Below are 16,385 nucleotides of genomic sequence, written 5' to 3'. Positions count from 1 at the left end.
AAGGGGGAGACGTATGAAGAAAATAGTCTTTACAGGTGGCGGTTCGGCAGGACATGTAACACCTAATTTAGCCATTATCCCATATTTACAGGAAGACAACTGGGATATCTCTTATATTGGTTCTCATCAAGGTATTGAGAAAACGATTATAGAAAAGGAAGGCATTCCCTACTATAGTATTTCGAGTGGAAAGCTACGTCGTTATTTTGATTTGAAAAATATAAAAGATCCTTTTCTTGTAATGAAGGGTGTTATGGATGCGTATGTAAGGATTCGAAAACTAAAACCAGATGTGATTTTTTCAAAAGGCGGTTTCGTATCTGTACCAGTCGTAATTGGAGGATGGCTAAATAGAGTACCAGTTTTATTACATGAATCTGATATGACACCAGGACTAGCAAATAAAATTGCGCTTCGTTTTGCTTCGAAAATATTTGTTACGTTTGAAGAAGCAGCGAAACATTTACCGAAAGAAAAAGTAATATATACGGGATCTCCTGTACGTGAAGAAGTGCTGAAGGGAAATCGTGAAAAAGGTTTAGCGTTTTTAGGTTTTTCACGTAAAAAGCCAGTTATTACGATTATGGGAGGCAGCTTGGGCGCGAAAAAAATTAACGATACGGCTCGAGAAGCATTACCAGAACTTCTTAAAAAATATCAAATTGTTCACCTTTGCGGAAAAGGTAACCTTGACGAAAGTTTACAAAATAAAGAAGGATATAGACAATTTGAATATGTACATGGAGAACTGCCAGACATATTAGCGGTAACAGATTTTGTTATTTCACGCGCGGGCTCCAACGCAATTTTTGAATTTTTAACATTACAAAAGCCGATGGTTTTAATTCCATTATCGAAATTTGCAAGCCGTGGAGATCAAATATTAAATGCAGAGTCCTTTGAAAGGCAAGGGTATGCCTCCGTATTATATGAAGAAGATGTAACTGTAAAATCTCTTATAAAGTATGTCGAAGAATTGAATCAAAATAATGAAAAGTATAAAACAGCACTAAAAAAATATAATGGAAAAGAAGCAATTAAAACAATCATTCAAAATATTTCAGAGGCATGATGAAACAATCATGCCTCTTTTAGTAGGGTGAAAGATTCCAAGAATTGATATTTTTATGTTACAATAAAGTGAAACTTTAATCAGTTGGGTTCATCCCACATCTAACTTTTTTACTGTTACTGAATTTTGAGGAGGGAGTCTTACTGCCCTCAAATAGCGGGATAACAAATGGGTTAATAGGGAAATTCCAATTAATGAGGCGTGAAAATACGAATGGATTAGGAGTGACTGTGTTGGAGCTAAGTCTCTATGAAAATACTGCACTTATTATATGCTTTGTGTTGTACGTTGGTAGTGTTATTGTTTATATTTCAAGGAAATTTTCGCAAGAAAGAGAGCTTGAAAAGTCAGAGATAACAGCTGAACTAGAAATGTTAGCTGATGAAAGTTATAAAAAACAAAAAATAAAAGAAGACCATGAAGCATCCCATCATTTAAACGCAAATAAGTTTTAAAGATGGGGATTTTTTTTGAAGTTGTTCTTTATTATAGCTATAACAAATAACGCTAAAAAGGAGTTTCCCCATACATAATGAAGGAGTGTATATAAATGAATTTTTATATCGCCTCAGGTTTCCAAAATAAACATCTTGTACATTCCGTAGCAAATGAACTGAAACATGCAGGATGGCACCATACATATGATTGGACCAAAAACGAAAGAGCAGCGAATGAAGAACGATTAAGAGAAATTGGTCAGGCAGAACGAAATGCTGTAAAAGAAGCGGATGTATTTTTACTTATATTAGATGGTGGAAACGGGAGCCATACAGAGTTTGGAATGGCGATTGCACTAGAGAAAACGATATATGTATATCATGCAGGAAACCCGCTCCAAACAACGTTCTATCACTTGCCAGAAATAAATATTTTTGAAGGAGATGTAGCTGAGTTTGCATCTTATGTTATGAATCATGTGAAATAATAGTAACTACCTAAAAGGTTATAAAAGTGATCTTTTGGGTACAGTGATGATAAGAAACGTATATAAAGGAGTACATAATATGAAATTAGAAAATGGATGGGAAACGAGCTTTTTAGAAGTCGTACAAAATAGTGAATTTAAGAAAGAGGCACTTCTTAGTCAATTGCTTTGTCAGGATAGTGAAGAAGTAGAAGAGCTTGTGGATGATTACGGCTACGAAGAACTTGTTGAACGTGAACATGATGATGAGTTAGCTGAAATCTTAGGAGAAGAACTTTTTAGTGAGATGGAACGCCAAGTATTCTTATCTTCAAATCCAGAAGAAAAACTTATTTCATTCGTCAATGGATTAGGTTTTCATGTGCTAGATTGGATCGTTCTTCTTGAAACAGAATTTGGCATTGATAGTGCAAACTTTACATCAGATGCTGTGAAGGTGTTAGAAAAGCGTTTCAGACAGTTTCCATACATAGAGGACAAGACAATTTTTGATATGACATTTGGAGAATCGATGGATGTATTAGAATCTGTTACAGGATTACAACTAAAGGAAAAGATGAACGTATAATGAAAAAAGAACGTGATTGGATCACGTTCTTTTTTTACATAATAATAATTTTATCATCTAGTTTTGTCTGCCCGGTAAGAAGTGCGTTTAAATATTCCACTTTTCTTATACAAGCTTGTATATGTCTTTCAATCTCTTGTAACTCTGCTTGGTGATGCGTTTCAATTGGATGAATTTGTACGTTGAATTTTTCAAATTGACTACTATATGTTATTTCTGCATAGCCGCTCATAATATCGGTTTCGTTATGAAATAAAAATTGCTTCGTTTTGTCACAGAATGATACATCCTGAAAGCCATATACTTTTAATGCTTCAATTACTTTTTTAATCATTTTTGTATTCATTTTTTAACCCTCTTTACGAAGTTCTACTTATATATTATAACATAAAAAATTACATAGAAAGCGCTTCCAAGTGTATTTTATTATAAACTTTACGTTTCAATCACAAAAATGAAACAAAGAAAAAATAATTGTAAAGAAGGAAGGACTCTTTTATTGTTTCGTCATATATATAGAGAAATAGTGCAATGAAAGGAAATTTTCCGAGGTGGAGATCGTATTTCCAATTTGAGCGCAGTAAAAGAGGTGAGAATTTTGAACTTTGATATTGTAGGACAAAAAGCATATATAAAAGATGGACCGCATCGGAACCGAATTGGAATTGTAAAGAAAAACGAGACAAAATTAGCATCGCAGTTTGCTATTGTAATTGGAGAACAAATCATTGATGTAGAGCTAAAGGATATCGTGTTAGTTGGAGTAGACGTAGGACAATTTCATAAATGGTGCGAACAAAATGGTTATTTGTGAAAAGGACGGGCTGTGAGATAATGAAATATATTTGAGGAAAGAGGATATGTTATCATATTCTCTTTTTCTATGTTTCAGGAGGCGAAAATGAAATATAAAGAACAGGAGTTTACGTTGGAGTTAAAAGAGAACATTCAATGTATGGAGAAGGAAATAGAGCGAATATCACTTAAACTGCATAAAGAGTATGCGCATTTATACATAGAAAAACACATGGAATTAGATATGGGATTTGCAAGAGAAAAAGAGAATCCCTTTGATGAAGTGACCCCTGTCAAGTAGACAGTCTTTAAAAAGCACAATTAAGCAACCTGAGTTCTATATTTATATGGACTCAGGTTATTTAATTTCTTTTGAAATCTTTGATAATTATAAAAGTACATATATTTGCGCACGGCAACTTTCACCTCATCAGCCTTACGGAAAGAGTATAAATGGAAACACTCTGACTTGAAATGACTAAAGAAGTTTTCTATACAAGCATTGTCCCAACAATTTCCCTTTCGTGACATGCTTGCCTTCATTTGATATTTTTTTAGTAATTGGTTATATTGTCGAGATGTATATTGAAACCCTTGATCACTGTGTAAAAGAATTCCTTTTACATTTCGTTTTTTTCTTGCCTTTTTCAGGGTATCTAACACAAGCTTCAAGTCGTTTCTACGGCTGATTTCATAGGCGACAATTTCATGATTGTATAGATCTTTAATCGCGGATAAATATAGTCTCTGTCCATTGAAAATTAAGTAAGTAATGTCTGTTACCCATTTCTCATTCGGTTTGGAAGCTTGAAAATCTCTGTTTAGATGGTTATCTGAAATCACATAGGCTTCTTTCTTTCCGTAATAAGGACGTTTTCTCCTAATAACGGATCTGATACCTAATTCCTTCATAAGTCTCTGTACTCGTTTATGATTAATATGAAGATTATAGGTGATTTTCAACCAAACTTGTATTCTTCTGTAGCCATAAATTCCTTTCAGTTTTTTATAGCACGTTACAATCTTTTTCTTGATTTCAGCATCCTCCAATTGTTTTTCAGAAGGTGCTGAATACCGCTTTACCCATTTGTAATATCCACCTCTGGTTACACCAGCAATCTCGCATAACATGGTAACCGTGTGCCCTGTGTTTATCATCTCATGGATAACTTCAAATTTTTTCGTTTTGGATACAGCTTCCATTCCTCCTTTTACATCTTTAAGAGCTTTTTTAGCATTTCATTTTCCGCTTCTAATCGTTTTATCTTTGCTTCTGGATCTTCTGGCTTCGTTCTTGGTCTGCCTAAACCGGATCCTTTCGCTTTACCACGTTTTTCTTCTAGCCCTTTGATTCCTTCGGCTTCAAAGTGTTTCACCCAACGCCTTACGACCGAGTGATCAATTCCTAATTCCTTGGCAACAGTTTTATAGCCCATTCCTTCTTTTATATATAAATCTACTGCTTTCTTCTTGAATTCCATATCATAAGTTACTCGAATTTTACCCATAGAAAAATCCCCTCCATAGTAAACAGATTAATGTGCTTTCTTTTTTCTGTCTACTATAAGGGGATCATATCATGAGGTGGGTTATTATTCATCAGTTGCCATAGCTATATTAGATGAAGAAAAAGAGATGATTGAATTTCACTATATTCCAATTTGGAAATGCGAAAGAATCTTTTTAGGAATGTCAATTCATTCAAACATTTTTGGGAGTAAGAAAGTAGGGGAACTTGTTGATGAATCTTGTTATGAGATTGAGGAGGAGTTAAAAGAGCAACTAGAAGAATACTTGGAGTAAGAATTCTCAAGATAAAATCTATAAAGAGGGAACGGAATAAAAAAGACGCTAACAATTGTATGTTAGCGTCTTTTTTTCATTATGAAGCAATTTCACCAGTTTTTGTATCATCTTGATTGTACGTATCTTGATCTAATTCACCAAGCCATTTACTTGAAATAAGACCTGCTGTCATAGAACCACTTACGTTAAGAGCTGTACGCCCCATATCGATTAATGGCTCAACCGAGATAACTAGAGCAACAATACCGATTGGTAAGTTCATTGTAGATAGTACGATTAAAGCTGCGAATGTTGCGCCGCCACCAACTCCGGCAACACCGAATGAGCTAATAGCGATAACAGCGATTAAAGTTAAAATAAATTGTGGTTGTAATGGATCAATTCCTACAGTTGGAGCGACCATCATTGCAAGCATTGCTGGATAAATACCTGCGCAACCGTTTTGTCCGATAGATACCCCAAATGAAGCTGCGAAGTTTGCAATTCCTTCGGAAATACCAAGCTTTTCTTTTTGAGCTTCAATATTTAATGGCATCGCACCAGCACTAGAGCGAGATGTGAATGCAAAAGTTAGTACAGGGAACACTTTTTTCAAATATTGAATTGGATTTAAACCAGACAATGCAATTAATAATAAGTGAATGATAAACATTACGATAAGTGCTACGTAAGAGGCTAACACGAAGTTACCAAGTTTTAAAATAGCATTTATATCGCTACCAGCAACTGTTTTTGCCATAAGAGCTAATACGCCGTATGGAGTAAGGCGTAAAATTAATGTTACCATACGCATTACGATTGCATATACAGCATCAAGCATTTTCTTAAATAGTTCTGCTTGTTCTGGATATTTTCGTTTTACACCTATAAAGGCAATGCCGATAAAGGCTGCAAATATTACGACAGAAATTGTTGATGTTGGACGAGCGCCTGTTAAATCAAGAAACGGATTTGTAGGTAATAGCTCTAATAATTTATCTGGAATTGTTGTCTTTTCAATAGAAGTAAATCTTTCTTCAACTAGTTTCAGACGAGCAGATTCTGCATCACCTTGTTGCAAGCCTGTTGCAGATACATCAAATCCTGCACTTGCAGCGATACCGACAGCTGCAGCGATTCCTGTAGTAAGAATTAAAATTCCGATAATAAGACCACTGATTTTACCAAGGTTTTTCGTTAACTGTAATTTTGTAAAGGCTGAAATAATAGATACTAAAATAAGTGGCATAACGATCATTTGAAGTAATTTCACATAACCGTTACCGATTAAGCCAAACCAAGTATTTGATTCAATAATTACTTTAGAAGTTGGTTCATAAATAAATTGTAATATAAGACCGAATATAATTCCGACTCCTAAAGCAGTAAATACACGTTTATTAAAAGATACATGCTTACGTTGCATATAATATAATACGCCAACTAAAATGAGCATGACTGCAACGTTAATTCCGACAAGCAGTGTATTCATGTTGATTCCCCCTAATTCCAATCTGTTATATAGGATATAAGGCAATAAAACTTATAAGTCAACTAGGAAATTCCGGAATTAAAAAAAGATGGCAAAATGCCATCTTTTAATGTCCAGCCCCAGGGACAAGTAAAAACGTCGTGTAGTATGTAAATCCTATGAAGAAAACAGTTAAATATGCCCCAAATACGTATATATACATACGCTCTGTTAATTTTAAATAGCTTAAAAGTACGAAGAAACCTGTTTGTCCTAAAAATAGTAGTGCGGTCTGTTGCATATCCCCTACGTAAAACATAACCGAGAAAATTCCAGTCCAAAAGCCGAGAACGCGAAACATGCGCTCCATGCCATCTCCCTCCTTTTCTAAAAAAAGTAAACCTCACCTCATTATAGTTTATTTTTCTTACTATTGTAAATATTCATTCATATAAAAAGAAGCCAATTATTATTGGCTTCTTTTTATATGAGAAATTAAATTGTTAGTTTATAATTACAAGATTTACATCCATCTAATAGACTATCATTTCGAGTTAATTCCATGTTAGGGAATAGGATTTCAAAAATTCCTTTCATCATATCTCCGTGCATGTTACAAATTTCAGTTGGATGATGAACAGCAACTTCTTTAAATGGACAATTGTGTACATCATAGAAAATTTTTGTTCCATCTGCACTTAATTCAAATGCAGGTGATAAGCCAGCTGTTGAGAAAGCTTCTTTTGCAATTTGAACTTTTTGTTCCACTGTTAAAGCATCTTCACTCACATTTAAACGTTGCATATGTTGTTGCATTAATTCAGCTCCGAATTGTTTTCCTGTTTCGTATAGCGCTTTCTCACCAGCAGCGCCAAGGCTAAGTAAAGAATTAAATGCGATTCTTGCTAATAATTGATAATCACGGAATGGAAATTGTAATTGGATAACATCTTCAGATAAGACATATAATCTGCTCGGTCTTCCGCCTTTTCCAGTTTTCTTCGTTTCCGATTTTAGCATATGAACATCTTCTAATTTAGATAAATGTAAACGCGCTACGTTTGGATGAATATCGAATTCATCTGCAATTTCTTGTACCGTTACGTAACTATGTTTTTGCGAAATATATTTATAAATGTAATAACGAGTTGGGTCAGATAATACACCTGTAATTTTTAAAGCTTGTTCCATGAGGATCTCCACCTTTATCACTTTATCCAAGATAATAACATTATAATACAGATAAACATGAGTATAGGTAATTTCAGACAATAATTCGGAAATTGTTCATAATTTCACAAACATATTTTTCCTTTTTCCTCTATTGAAAATACAAAAGTCCAAATTTTTATTGTGCATGTTTTCATGCTATATACATAGTGAGGAGGGAAAAGTGATGAATGGGATTGAAATTTTTGCGAATACAATTTTAAAAGAGGCGTGTAGGGTACAAGCGTCAGATTTACATATTGTGCCCCGGCAGAAGGATGTAGCAGTGCAACTACGTATAGGAAAAGATTTAATGACGAGACAGTGTATTGAAAAGGAGTTTGGAGAAAAACTTGTCTCACATTTCAAATTTTTAGCATCTATGGACATAGGAGAGAAACGGAAGCCACAGAATGGTTCGTTGTATTTGCAAATTGATGGACAAGAAGTGTATTTACGCCTTTCAACACTTCCAACAGTATATCAAGAAAGTCTCGTTATTCGCCTTCATTTACAAGCATCTGTTCAGCCCTTATCACATCTTTCGCTATTTCCAAGTACGGCAGCAAAACTACTCTCGTTTTTACGATATTCACAGGGGCTACTCGTGTTTACTGGACCGACTGGATCTGGGAAGACGACGACAATGTATGCATTATTAGAAGTAATTAGAAAAAAGAAAACACATCGCATCATTACACTTGAAGATCCGGTTGAAAAAAGAAGTGACGATGTATTACAAATTCAAATAAATGAAAAAGCGGGTCTCACATATGAAACAGGATTAAAGGCTATTTTACGTCATGATCCAGATATTATTTTAGTCGGTGAAATCCGGGATGAGGAAACAGCAAAAATAGCTATAAGAGCAAGTTTGACAGGACATTTAGTAATGACAACGCTGCATACGAATGATGCGAAAGGAGCAATCATTCGTTTCATGGATTATGGTATAACGAGGCAAGAGATTGAACAGTCTTTATTGGCTGTAGCTGCACAGCGACTTGTCGAATTGAAGTGTCCGTTTTGCAGAGGAAAGTGCTCAACTTTATGTAAATCAATGAGGCAAGTAAGGCAAGCAAGCATTTATGAGCTACTATATGGACATGAGTTAAAACAAGCACTTAAAGATGCAGATGGAGAATGTGTTACTTACAAACATGAGACTTTAGAATCGTCAATACGAAAAGGATATGCTTTAGGTTTTTTAGAAGAAGATGTTTATGTTTAAGAAAACTTGGAGTTTAAGTGATCAAGTAGTATTGTTGAAACGTTTAGGAGAATTATTAGAAAAAGGCTACTCTCTTTTACAAGCATTAGAATTTTTACAGTTTCAATTACCTGTAGAAAAGAAAGTACAATTGCAGCGCATGATTGAGGGGTTAAAAGATGGGAAAAGTCTACACGATTCTTTTCATCAGTTAAAGTTTCATCAGGACATGTTAAGTTATCTATTTTATGCCGAGCAACATGGTGATATTTCTTTTGCTTTGCAACAAGGAAGTGCACTTCTTTATAAGAAAGATAAGTATAGGAAAGACATGATGAAAATAATGCAGTATCCTATGTTCTTGATGTTTTTTCTACTAATCATGCTTTTTATTTTTAACCTCATTTTATTACCTCAGGTTGAAATGGTTTATAGTTCGTTCGGTTCTAATACACCACTACTTACAGAACAAATTTTAAGTGCAATAAAACTGCTACCATACATTATTTTAACCGCTATTTTAACTGTTATTATTGGATGTAGTTTATACATGTTGTATTTTAGGAAACTTCCACATATTAGACAGGTAAAAATCATGCTTCGTATTCCTCTCATCAAAACACTTCTTATTTTAAAGCATTCACATTATTTTGCTACTCAGTTGAGTGGTTTATTAAATGGTGGACTATCAGTATGCGAAGCTTTAACAATAATGATGGAGCAAAGATATCATCCGTTCTTTCAATATGAAGCGAATCGGATTGAAAGACAATTAATTGGAGGAGAACAGTTACAATCTATCATTGCTAAAAGTGGGTATTACGAGAAAGAACTTTCTTATGTTATTACGCATGGACAAGCAAATGGCAATTTAGGGATTGAATTAGGTGACTATAGCGATCTTATTATGGAAAAGATGGAACGAAAAATTAAACATATGTTAGTTATCATTCAGCCTATTTTATTTACATGTATTGGAGGAATCGTTGTCCTTATGTATTTAGCGATGATTATGCCGATGTTTCAAATGATGAATTCTATTTAGGGGGCATTTGTATGCAGAATGAGGAAGGATTTACTCTGTTAGAGATGCTATTAGTAATGGTTGTCATAACTATATTATTACTATTAATTATTCCAAATGTAGTTACACAGCGTTCATCGGTCCAAGGAAAAGGGTGTGCAGCTTACATGAAATCTATAGAAGCGCAAATACAAGTATATCAATTACAACATAATAAAATTCCATCGTTAAAAGAACTGGCAGATGAAAAGTATATTACAACTGATAAGTGTCCGAATGGCGAATCTATTCATATATCAGATGATGGCACAGTATCAATTAGGGCATTGTGAAACAACAAGGGTTTACTTTTTTAGAAATGTTACTCGTTTTATTTGTTATTTCTGTATTAAGTATAGTTACGTATTTTAGTGTTCATTCCTTATACGAGCGACAAAAAGTTGAACAATTTTTGAGACAGTTTTCAAATGATATTTTGTATATGCAGCAATTAGCGATAAACCGTCAAAAGCACTACACATTACGTTGGCATAAAGATAGAAATATGTATGCTATAAAAGAGTCAGGTACAAAGTATTATATCGTTAAGCGAGAGTATGAAGAAGATATACAAATTGATTTGCATACGTTTCCAAATCCGATGACATATAATCCAAGTGGAAATATTAATAGAGGTGGTACGATTATAATTTCGTATAGAAATTATAAATATGAAATTGTATTTCAGCTTGGAAGAGGGAGATTTACGTATCGTGAAATGTCAAAAAGGATCCATAATGGCTGAAATGATTGTATCGTTAAGTGTTTTAATGATGGCTGTATCGTTACTACTACCGCAAACAGTATTAGTTATGCAAGAAAGAAAAAATATACAAATTCGTTATAAGGCAACTGGATTATTAAAAAAAGAAGCAGCTATATATATGTATGGAAATGAAGAAAAGCGAATAATAGAAAAGAATATAAATGGAATTGTGTATTACACATATTGGGGAGGCAATGAAGTTTGTACCATGTGGAAAGATGTGAAAGACAGAATGATGGAACAATGCTTTTATGTAGGAGAAAAAATAAATTAGAATTTGGTTTTTCATTAATAGAAATGATTGTATGTCTGTTTCTATTATCAATATTTTTTTTGCTCTTTCCCCGCCTACATTTCATTGAAATGGAAAATAAACAGTCGAAAGGGTTAAATGATTGGGAGTGGGATGTGTATTTAGGGCAAATGCAATTGGAGTTTCGTGAAGTATCATCTGGAGAACAGCTAGCATTTGAAAATGGAGAAAGTATTTTACAATTCCGATCGCGTAATGGGAGTGAAGTATCGTATGAAAAAGAGAATAGTCGTCTTATAAGAAAGGTAAATAGGCGCGGGAGGGAAGTTGTTTTACAAAATATTGGAACGGTTTCTTACAAACTAACACCTCATGTACTCATTATAAATGTGAAAGATACTAGTGGGAAAATATATGAAGGTGTAGTTATGCGATATAGCGAAATAGGAATAAACGTATGAGAAAGCAAAAGGGATTTACAATGCCTGGAACGATTATCTTTCTTATTTTATTAACTTCTTTTTTTATATACGAAACAAATATGTTGTTTACAGATAAAAATTTTTATATAGGAATAGAACAAAAATTTTTATTGGATGAATTACTTAACCGATCTATTACAGATATAAAAAAAGACTTACAGCAAAAAGAAAAAGAAGATACATTTTTCTTTCAGTATGAAAAGGGAGAAGCGAGTGGAAATTATGTCTTTGAAAATGATTTAATTCTCGTTGCTTTGCAGTGTACACTCAAACAGGAAGCTTTCTATACGGTGAGTTTTCGGTATAGAAAAAAGGATGGGAAAATAGTCGATTGGATAGAAGGATAATATGTAAAATATATATATAGATAAACCAGGATTTCCTATTGTAAATTGAATTGATTTTTTAGAAGAAATGGATAAATATAATGATTAAAAGTTTAAATTTTCTCAAAAAAGAGAAAGGTAGAAAGAATATGATATATTCATGCTATCCAATCATTATTTTTAGGGAGAATAGGGAAATGACAAACAACAATCAAATAGGTGAAAATAAGGAACAAACTATTTTTGATCATAAAGGAAATACGATTATGACAGAAGATAGAGAAATACACATTATTTCAAAATTCGAAGAACCTCTTATTGTCGTATTAGCAAATGTACTAAGTGATGAAGAATGTGACGAATTGATTGAAATGTCTAAAAATAAAATGGAGCGTTCTAAAATTGGTTCATCACGTGATGTAAATGATATTCGAACAAGTAGCGGTGCATTTTTGGAAGACAATGAACTTACTTCAAAGATTGAAAAACGAATTTCATCTATCATGAATGTTCCGGTGGCGCACGGAGAAGGATTGCACATTTTAAATTATGAAGTGGATCAACAATATAAAGCACACTATGATTATTTTGCGGAACATAGTAGATCAGCTGCTAACAATCGTATTAGTACGCTTGTAATGTATTTAAATGATGTAGAAGAAGGCGGAGAAACGTACTTCCCAAAATTAAATCTTTCTGTACACCCTAGAAAGGGAATGGCAGTATACTTTGAGTATTTTTATCAAGATCAATCACTAAACGAGCTTACGTTACACGGAGGGGCACCTGTAACGAAAGGCGAGAAATGGATTGCAACGCAGTGGGTGCGAAGAGGAGTTTTTAAGTAATATATCACATCCAGTAATCAAATTACTACAAAGAGCCATGTTGTTGTTTTAATGGAGCATTGCATTATACTTTACTGACTGATTAACATCAGAGGCAGATGAGCAATTTTTTATGTTGAGTTCAATCTCATCCTTAAAAAGGGTCTAATCGATGGAAAGATTTAATCTCCAGATTTAAAAATACAGTAGATGACTAACACATTAAATGATGGTCATCTACTGTATTTTTTTAGTATGAAACAGCTTACATATTAATTTTAATTAATATGTAGATTTGATTTGTAATGAATGATTTATATATACTCATCAAAATATAAGCTTCTACTCAGTAGAAAATACTACCTTTAGTTATGTATAGTAAAGAATTTGGAAGTGATGATATATTAGGATTTAAGTCACTCTTAGGATGAAATCGATTCTTGAGGGTGCTAATATAAAATTTGCTATTTTAAATTTCAAAAATGAAATATCAAGTGATACAGAAATAATAACAGATATAATTATAATCTTTAATCCCAAATTTGAACAAGAAGAAGTTTTTTTGTAAACGAAGAGACTCTCCTTATATATGGTTCATTTTTGGTTTCTTATCATTAAAAATTAGTATTATACTAAGAGTGATATAACAATATAAAGAAGAAATTATAAAGGAAATAATTGTTATTCTGAAAGGAGAAAAAATGTTTGGAATTTTGGAAGGTAGTTTAGTGGATATGTTGGAAAAGGTAGGTGGGGATATTTTTGGTTTGATAGGTAGTATGAATGGTTATACATATATATATATTGGAAGTTTTATTGTATCGGTTATAATCATGATTCAAATCAAGGTAGAATGGGAACTGAAATCAAAAAACATAATTGATTTCATTTTTTATATATGGTTAGCAATAATCTTAGGAGAGGCGATTAAGCTTGTAAATAATAAAGTTATAGTAAATACTCTTTCATCTTATTGGATAGTTGCCATAGTAATTTTTTTACTCATGACAGCTATATTTTTAAAGGAATGTTTTTATTATTCTAATACATTAGAACAAATAGTTCAAAATTACTGTAAGGTAAATTTTGTGCTATTACTATCTGTTTTATTTACTCAAGTGGTAGCTAGTGTTAACTTTATATGGATTTTAAATAGTATAATTAGTCTTTTCTTTGTATGGGCAGTATTTAATTCTAATGTGAAAAAACATTTAAGGAATACTGATAGAAATGAAATTGCAGATATTCCAGTTAATTGTTATGAAGATTTATTTCCAACTAGAAAGAAAGAACATGATAGAATATTTGGGTATTTGAATGCCATAGGGACCGATGATCCTTATGCAATAGCCATTAGCGCGGGCTGGGGAGAAGGGAAAACGAGTCTTATTAGCGTACTACAAAAAAAGATAGAAGAAAAAAATAATACAATAATTTATATTCAACCAATGATTTTAGATACAAGAGAAAAGTTATTGAATTATGTATTTGGTCAATTAGAGAAAATATTGATAGCTAATAAAATATATACTGGAAAAGGAAGCCCATATAAAAAATATTTTGATTTACTTTTGAAGTTTGTTGACTATAAAACTATTACGAGTTTTTCGGTTTTTTTAGATGTATTCCAGGAAAATGAAAAACTGGATTTAAGAACATCAAAAATTGAGTTAGAAAAAAGTATTGGGAGACTAGTTAAGGAAAATCAAAGAATCTATATAATTGTTGATGATTTAGATAGAGTTGAAAAAGAAACAGTCTATAGTACCTTGACATTTATTAAGGAGATAGTAGATTTAAAAAAGGTAACAGTTTTATTTTTGGTAGATTACAAGAATATAATTTCAGAAAATATTACTATTGAGTATCTTGAAAAGTTCATAAATCAAAAATTTGAGTTGAGTAAAATACACGAAAATGAATTGTTATATTATTATATTGAAAAGTTAATTCCTAGATATGACAAGGACATTATTAATGATGAAATAGAAATCCTAAAATTGAAATTTAAGGAGCATATAAATATAATCAAAGATTATTTTAAAAATGAAATGGAGTCTATTGACAAAAGAATAAAAGAGGAAAAAAAAGAAAATTCCGATAGCGATATTATGGAAATGAAAAAGTTAAGCGATAGACTAAATGAATTTCAATATAAAATAAGTAATCCGCGATATGTGAAAAAAATAATTTTAAATATCAAAGAAACATTTAATTTTCTGGAAGCTAGTTTAATTAACAAAAAAGATGAGCAGTATTCTAGAAATAACGGAATTGAAATAAGTGAACTTATATTTAAATTGAATATTTTTAAAGTGCTATTTAAAGAAGAGTATGATGAGATTCTAAAATATGGAGATATTCGTAATTTTCTTTCTAATAACGAAGAAAAATTTATTCTTCCTTTTCTAAGAGAGAAAGGGAAATTCACATTTTTAGGAAACGAATACATGATAGCTGAGCGAAAATATGACTTTTATAATTCCATTATTTTTTCTAGTGAAATAGCGGATGAGATTTTTTTAGAAATAAAAAGTGAAAACGACAGATTATTAGAGGAGCTGGATTTAAATAATATAAATGTGGATTCATTGGATTTTGCCAGAATAAACAAATACTTAGTAGCAATAAACAGTAATCTGGAAGGAGAGAATGAGAGTAGGTTAAAAAATCGAATAGAACTATTTACGCAAATGCTTCAAAATGCTATAGAAAAAGAGAAGATTGAAATATACCAGGTCTTTGAGTTGTTAAGTAAACCACAACGGAATATTTTAATAAAATCTTCATATTTTTTTCAAGAAGTAAATAAAATTTTACAAACTACTGATAGTATATTTAGTAATAAAAGAGAACGGGAAGCTTCTAAATATTATTTAAAAGATATGGAATGGATACTTGTTTTAAACATTACAACGAATCTGAGGTCGCTTTTGAGCGTTTATTATTTATCTAATAAGGCTATAACCGGCACTTCTCTAAAAAGTGAATTTGAAGATATTGTATATTTGAAGGATTTGAATGATGTATTAATCCGGATTCTTGATATTGAAATAGAAGGTTGTTCAAGTGGTGTTATAGAATGTTTCGAACAAATTTTTGACGTGATTAAAGAGGGGATAAAATCAAATCAAGAACTAGATGAAATGGCATTAGAAGGATGTCATTATTTTGAAAAATGTATACAAGATGTTATAGAAATATATCGCTTAAAAGTAGAGATGTTAAGGTGGATAGATAATTCATTATTAAGTAAAGATAAAAGGTTTGACATTGATGATTCCATGTCATCTTTAAAAGGAGTACTTTCACAAATAGATAATCTTTATTCATATTTGATGAAAGAAAATGGTGAAAAGAACCATCAAATTTTCTATTTTTATCACAATTTATTAAATAATTTAGGTTTGTTCATCTCTAATAACAGAATTGAGATTGAAGAAATACCCCTTATGAACTTACGTGAAATATTGATGTGTTTAAATGAATATTTTAAAATCAACAGTGATGTTTATGAGGAGGAGAGATGGCAGTATTGTAAAATCAAGCTGACAGAAATCGAAGCTTTAATAAAAAATAAACGTTAATTCCTAAAAAATAAAGCGTAATCAGTAGTATAATACTGATTACGCT

General features: G+C 32.1%; 21 protein-coding genes and 1 pseudogene. 16 read left to right on the top strand and 6 right to left on the bottom strand.

Annotated elements, in window-relative coordinates; translation table 11 throughout:
• The first annotated feature begins 13 nt into the window (after nucleotides 1-13).
• The 4 genes from murG to MHB52_RS22070 all read left to right on the top strand — a co-directional run bounded on the left by murG (nucleotide 14) and on the right by MHB52_RS22070 (nucleotide 2,565).
• Nucleotides 14-1,072 (top strand): undecaprenyldiphospho-muramoylpentapeptide beta-N-acetylglucosaminyltransferase, encoded by a 1,059-nt coding sequence (gene murG, locus MHB52_RS22085; protein ID WP_000724777.1) that lies wholly within the window; start codon nucleotides 14-16, stop codon nucleotides 1,070-1,072.
• Nucleotides 1,073-1,266: 194 nt separating this feature from the next.
• Complete coding sequence (locus MHB52_RS22080; RefSeq protein ID WP_001250699.1) at nucleotides 1,267-1,527, top strand: DUF3966 domain-containing protein; 261 nt, start codon at nucleotides 1,267-1,269, stop codon at nucleotides 1,525-1,527.
• A gap of 95 nt (nucleotides 1,528-1,622) precedes the next feature.
• The gene (locus MHB52_RS22075) at nucleotides 1,623-1,997 is read left to right on the top strand and encodes a nucleoside 2-deoxyribosyltransferase (protein WP_016118628.1); all 375 of its coding nucleotides are present in this window, start codon (nucleotides 1,623-1,625) and stop codon (nucleotides 1,995-1,997) included.
• 79 nt (nucleotides 1,998-2,076) lie between these two features.
• Complete coding sequence (locus tag MHB52_RS22070) at nucleotides 2,077-2,565, top strand: hypothetical protein (RefSeq protein WP_000764267.1); 489 nt, start codon at nucleotides 2,077-2,079, stop codon at nucleotides 2,563-2,565.
• A gap of 34 nt (nucleotides 2,566-2,599) precedes the next feature.
• Here MHB52_RS22070 and MHB52_RS22065 read toward each other — a convergent pair whose 3' ends face one another.
• Nucleotides 2,600-2,911 (bottom strand): hypothetical protein, encoded by a 312-nt coding sequence (locus tag MHB52_RS22065; protein WP_001093237.1) that lies wholly within the window; start codon nucleotides 2,909-2,911, stop codon nucleotides 2,600-2,602.
• A 252-nt stretch (nucleotides 2,912-3,163) separates the two neighbouring features.
• Between MHB52_RS22065 and MHB52_RS22060 the strand changes: the two genes are divergently transcribed.
• Together MHB52_RS22060 and MHB52_RS22055 are read left to right on the top strand one after the other, a co-directional pair.
• Nucleotides 3,164-3,379, top strand: coding sequence for a DUF3912 family protein (locus MHB52_RS22060; protein ID WP_001008326.1), 216 nt, complete (start codon nucleotides 3,164-3,166; stop codon nucleotides 3,377-3,379).
• Nucleotides 3,380-3,466: 87 nt separating this feature from the next.
• Nucleotides 3,467-3,661 carry a hypothetical protein gene (locus tag MHB52_RS22055; RefSeq protein ID WP_061663036.1) on the top strand — a complete coding sequence of 65 codons (195 nt, stop codon included), beginning with the start codon at nucleotides 3,467-3,469 and terminating at the stop codon, nucleotides 3,659-3,661.
• Between the two features lie 20 nt (nucleotides 3,662-3,681).
• Here MHB52_RS22055 and MHB52_RS22050 read toward each other — a convergent pair whose 3' ends face one another.
• Both MHB52_RS22050 and MHB52_RS22045 read right to left on the bottom strand, forming a co-directional pair.
• Nucleotides 3,682-4,563, bottom strand: a complete 882-nt coding sequence (locus MHB52_RS22050; RefSeq protein ID WP_061663695.1) for an IS3 family transposase — start codon at nucleotides 4,561-4,563, stop codon at nucleotides 3,682-3,684.
• Nucleotides 4,564-4,571: 8 nt separating this feature from the next.
• Nucleotides 4,572-4,868: a transposase gene (locus MHB52_RS22045; RefSeq protein ID WP_046955285.1), complete on the bottom strand. Its 297-nt coding sequence runs from the start codon at nucleotides 4,866-4,868 to the stop codon at nucleotides 4,572-4,574.
• Nucleotides 4,869-4,941: 73 nt separating this feature from the next.
• On the opposite strand from MHB52_RS22045, the pseudogene MHB52_RS22040 reads away from it, so the two are divergent.
• Nucleotides 4,942-5,163 (top strand): annotated as a pseudogene (locus tag MHB52_RS22040) (hypothetical protein); the annotation flags it as partial.
• Nucleotides 5,164-5,242: 79 nt separating this feature from the next.
• On the opposite strand, the gene MHB52_RS22035 reads toward MHB52_RS22040, so the two are convergent.
• The 3 genes from MHB52_RS22035 to MHB52_RS22025 all read right to left on the bottom strand — a co-directional run bounded on the left by MHB52_RS22035 (nucleotide 5,243) and on the right by MHB52_RS22025 (nucleotide 7,807).
• Entirely contained in the window at nucleotides 5,243-6,637 is a 1,395-nt protein-coding gene (locus MHB52_RS22035) for an L-cystine transporter (protein WP_001094336.1), read from the bottom strand.
• Nucleotides 6,638-6,743: 106 nt separating this feature from the next.
• Nucleotides 6,744-6,986 carry a DUF2626 domain-containing protein gene (locus tag MHB52_RS22030; protein WP_000440721.1) on the bottom strand — a complete coding sequence of 81 codons (243 nt, stop codon included), beginning with the start codon at nucleotides 6,984-6,986 and terminating at the stop codon, nucleotides 6,744-6,746.
• A 125-nt stretch (nucleotides 6,987-7,111) separates the two neighbouring features.
• Nucleotides 7,112-7,807 (bottom strand): helix-turn-helix transcriptional regulator, encoded by a 696-nt coding sequence (locus tag MHB52_RS22025; RefSeq protein WP_000434125.1) that lies wholly within the window; start codon nucleotides 7,805-7,807, stop codon nucleotides 7,112-7,114.
• A 205-nt stretch (nucleotides 7,808-8,012) separates the two neighbouring features.
• On the opposite strand from MHB52_RS22025, the gene comGA reads away from it, so the two are divergent.
• The 9 genes from comGA to MHB52_RS21980 all read left to right on the top strand — a co-directional run bounded on the left by comGA (nucleotide 8,013) and on the right by MHB52_RS21980 (nucleotide 16,339).
• Nucleotides 8,013-9,056, top strand: coding sequence for a competence type IV pilus ATPase ComGA (comGA, locus tag MHB52_RS22020; protein ID WP_061663163.1), 1,044 nt, complete (start codon nucleotides 8,013-8,015; stop codon nucleotides 9,054-9,056).
• Entirely contained in the window at nucleotides 9,049-10,080 is a 1,032-nt protein-coding gene (gene comGB / locus MHB52_RS22015) for a competence type IV pilus assembly protein ComGB (protein WP_033694213.1), read from the top strand. Before comGA ends, comGB begins: the two co-directional genes overlap by 8 nt.
• Nucleotides 10,081-10,091: 11 nt before the next feature.
• Nucleotides 10,092-10,391 carry a competence type IV pilus major pilin ComGC gene (comGC, locus tag MHB52_RS22010; protein ID WP_001178683.1) on the top strand — a complete coding sequence of 100 codons (300 nt, stop codon included), beginning with the start codon at nucleotides 10,092-10,094 and terminating at the stop codon, nucleotides 10,389-10,391.
• Nucleotides 10,388-10,843, top strand: a complete 456-nt coding sequence (gene comGD, locus MHB52_RS22005; protein ID WP_000813143.1) for a competence type IV pilus minor pilin ComGD — start codon at nucleotides 10,388-10,390, stop codon at nucleotides 10,841-10,843. The genes comGC and comGD overlap by 4 nt, the downstream gene beginning before the upstream one ends.
• Nucleotides 10,836-11,138 (top strand): hypothetical protein, encoded by a 303-nt coding sequence (locus MHB52_RS22000; protein ID WP_000829473.1) that lies wholly within the window; start codon nucleotides 10,836-10,838, stop codon nucleotides 11,136-11,138. The genes comGD and MHB52_RS22000 overlap by 8 nt, the downstream gene beginning before the upstream one ends.
• A complete protein-coding gene (comGF, locus tag MHB52_RS21995; RefSeq protein ID WP_000923099.1) occupies nucleotides 11,108-11,578 on the top strand; it encodes a competence type IV pilus minor pilin ComGF in 471 nt (156 codons plus the stop codon). The genes MHB52_RS22000 and comGF overlap by 31 nt, the downstream gene beginning before the upstream one ends.
• Nucleotides 11,575-11,946: a competence type IV pilus minor pilin ComGG gene (gene comGG / locus MHB52_RS21990; protein WP_016118625.1), complete on the top strand. Its 372-nt coding sequence runs from the start codon at nucleotides 11,575-11,577 to the stop codon at nucleotides 11,944-11,946. The genes comGF and comGG overlap by 4 nt, the downstream gene beginning before the upstream one ends.
• Nucleotides 11,947-12,122: 176 nt before the next feature.
• Nucleotides 12,123-12,773, top strand: coding sequence for a 2OG-Fe(II) oxygenase (locus MHB52_RS21985; protein WP_061663164.1), 651 nt, complete (start codon nucleotides 12,123-12,125; stop codon nucleotides 12,771-12,773).
• A gap of 680 nt (nucleotides 12,774-13,453) precedes the next feature.
• Nucleotides 13,454-16,339, top strand: coding sequence for a P-loop NTPase fold protein (locus tag MHB52_RS21980; protein ID WP_325859033.1), 2,886 nt, complete (start codon nucleotides 13,454-13,456; stop codon nucleotides 16,337-16,339).
• Nucleotides 16,340-16,385: the final 46 nt, after the last annotated feature.

The organism is Bacillus sp. FSL K6-0073 (genome assembly GCF_038006085.1).
In the GTDB taxonomy this organism is placed as follows: Bacteria; Bacillota; Bacilli; order Bacillales; family Bacillaceae_G; genus Bacillus_A; species Bacillus_A cereus.
This window is presented reverse-complemented; position numbering and strand designations above follow the sequence as displayed.

Bases quoted from the DNA above. Each gene is read 5' to 3' on its own strand.
- MHB52_RS22050 (WP_061663695.1), bottom strand. From the start codon at position 4,563: ATGGAAGCTGTATCCAAAACGAAAAAATTTGAAGTTATCCATGAGATG.
- MHB52_RS22065 (WP_001093237.1), bottom strand. From the start codon at position 2,911: ATGAATACAAAAATGATTAAAAAAGTAATTGAAGCATTAAAAGTATAT.
- MHB52_RS21980 (WP_325859033.1), top strand. From the start codon at position 13,454: ATGTTTGGAATTTTGGAAGGTAGTTTAGTGGATATGTTGGAAAAGGTA.
- MHB52_RS22035 (WP_001094336.1), bottom strand. From the start codon at position 6,637: ATGAATACACTGCTTGTCGGAATTAACGTTGCAGTCATGCTCATTTTA.
- MHB52_RS22025 (WP_000434125.1), bottom strand. From the start codon at position 7,807: ATGGAACAAGCTTTAAAAATTACAGGTGTATTATCTGACCCAACTCGT.
- comGG (WP_016118625.1), top strand. From the start codon at position 11,575: ATGAGAAAGCAAAAGGGATTTACAATGCCTGGAACGATTATCTTTCTT.
- comGF (WP_000923099.1), top strand. From the start codon at position 11,108: ATGCTTTTATGTAGGAGAAAAAATAAATTAGAATTTGGTTTTTCATTA.
- MHB52_RS22075 (WP_016118628.1), top strand. From the start codon at position 1,623: ATGAATTTTTATATCGCCTCAGGTTTCCAAAATAAACATCTTGTACAT.
- comGB (WP_033694213.1), top strand. From the start codon at position 9,049: ATGTTTAAGAAAACTTGGAGTTTAAGTGATCAAGTAGTATTGTTGAAA.
- MHB52_RS22045 (WP_046955285.1), bottom strand. From the start codon at position 4,868: ATGGGTAAAATTCGAGTAACTTATGATATGGAATTCAAGAAGAAAGCA.
- MHB52_RS22080 (WP_001250699.1), top strand. From the start codon at position 1,267: ATGAGGCGTGAAAATACGAATGGATTAGGAGTGACTGTGTTGGAGCTA.
- MHB52_RS22070 (WP_000764267.1), top strand. From the start codon at position 2,077: ATGAAATTAGAAAATGGATGGGAAACGAGCTTTTTAGAAGTCGTACAA.
- MHB52_RS21985 (WP_061663164.1), top strand. From the start codon at position 12,123: ATGACAAACAACAATCAAATAGGTGAAAATAAGGAACAAACTATTTTT.
- comGC (WP_001178683.1), top strand. From the start codon at position 10,092: ATGCAGAATGAGGAAGGATTTACTCTGTTAGAGATGCTATTAGTAATG.
- murG (WP_000724777.1), top strand. From the start codon at position 14: ATGAAGAAAATAGTCTTTACAGGTGGCGGTTCGGCAGGACATGTAACA.
- MHB52_RS22055 (WP_061663036.1), top strand. From the start codon at position 3,467: ATGAAATATAAAGAACAGGAGTTTACGTTGGAGTTAAAAGAGAACATT.
- MHB52_RS22030 (WP_000440721.1), bottom strand. From the start codon at position 6,986: ATGGAGCGCATGTTTCGCGTTCTCGGCTTTTGGACTGGAATTTTCTCG.
- MHB52_RS22000 (WP_000829473.1), top strand. From the start codon at position 10,836: ATGGCTGAAATGATTGTATCGTTAAGTGTTTTAATGATGGCTGTATCG.
- comGA (WP_061663163.1), top strand. From the start codon at position 8,013: ATGAATGGGATTGAAATTTTTGCGAATACAATTTTAAAAGAGGCGTGT.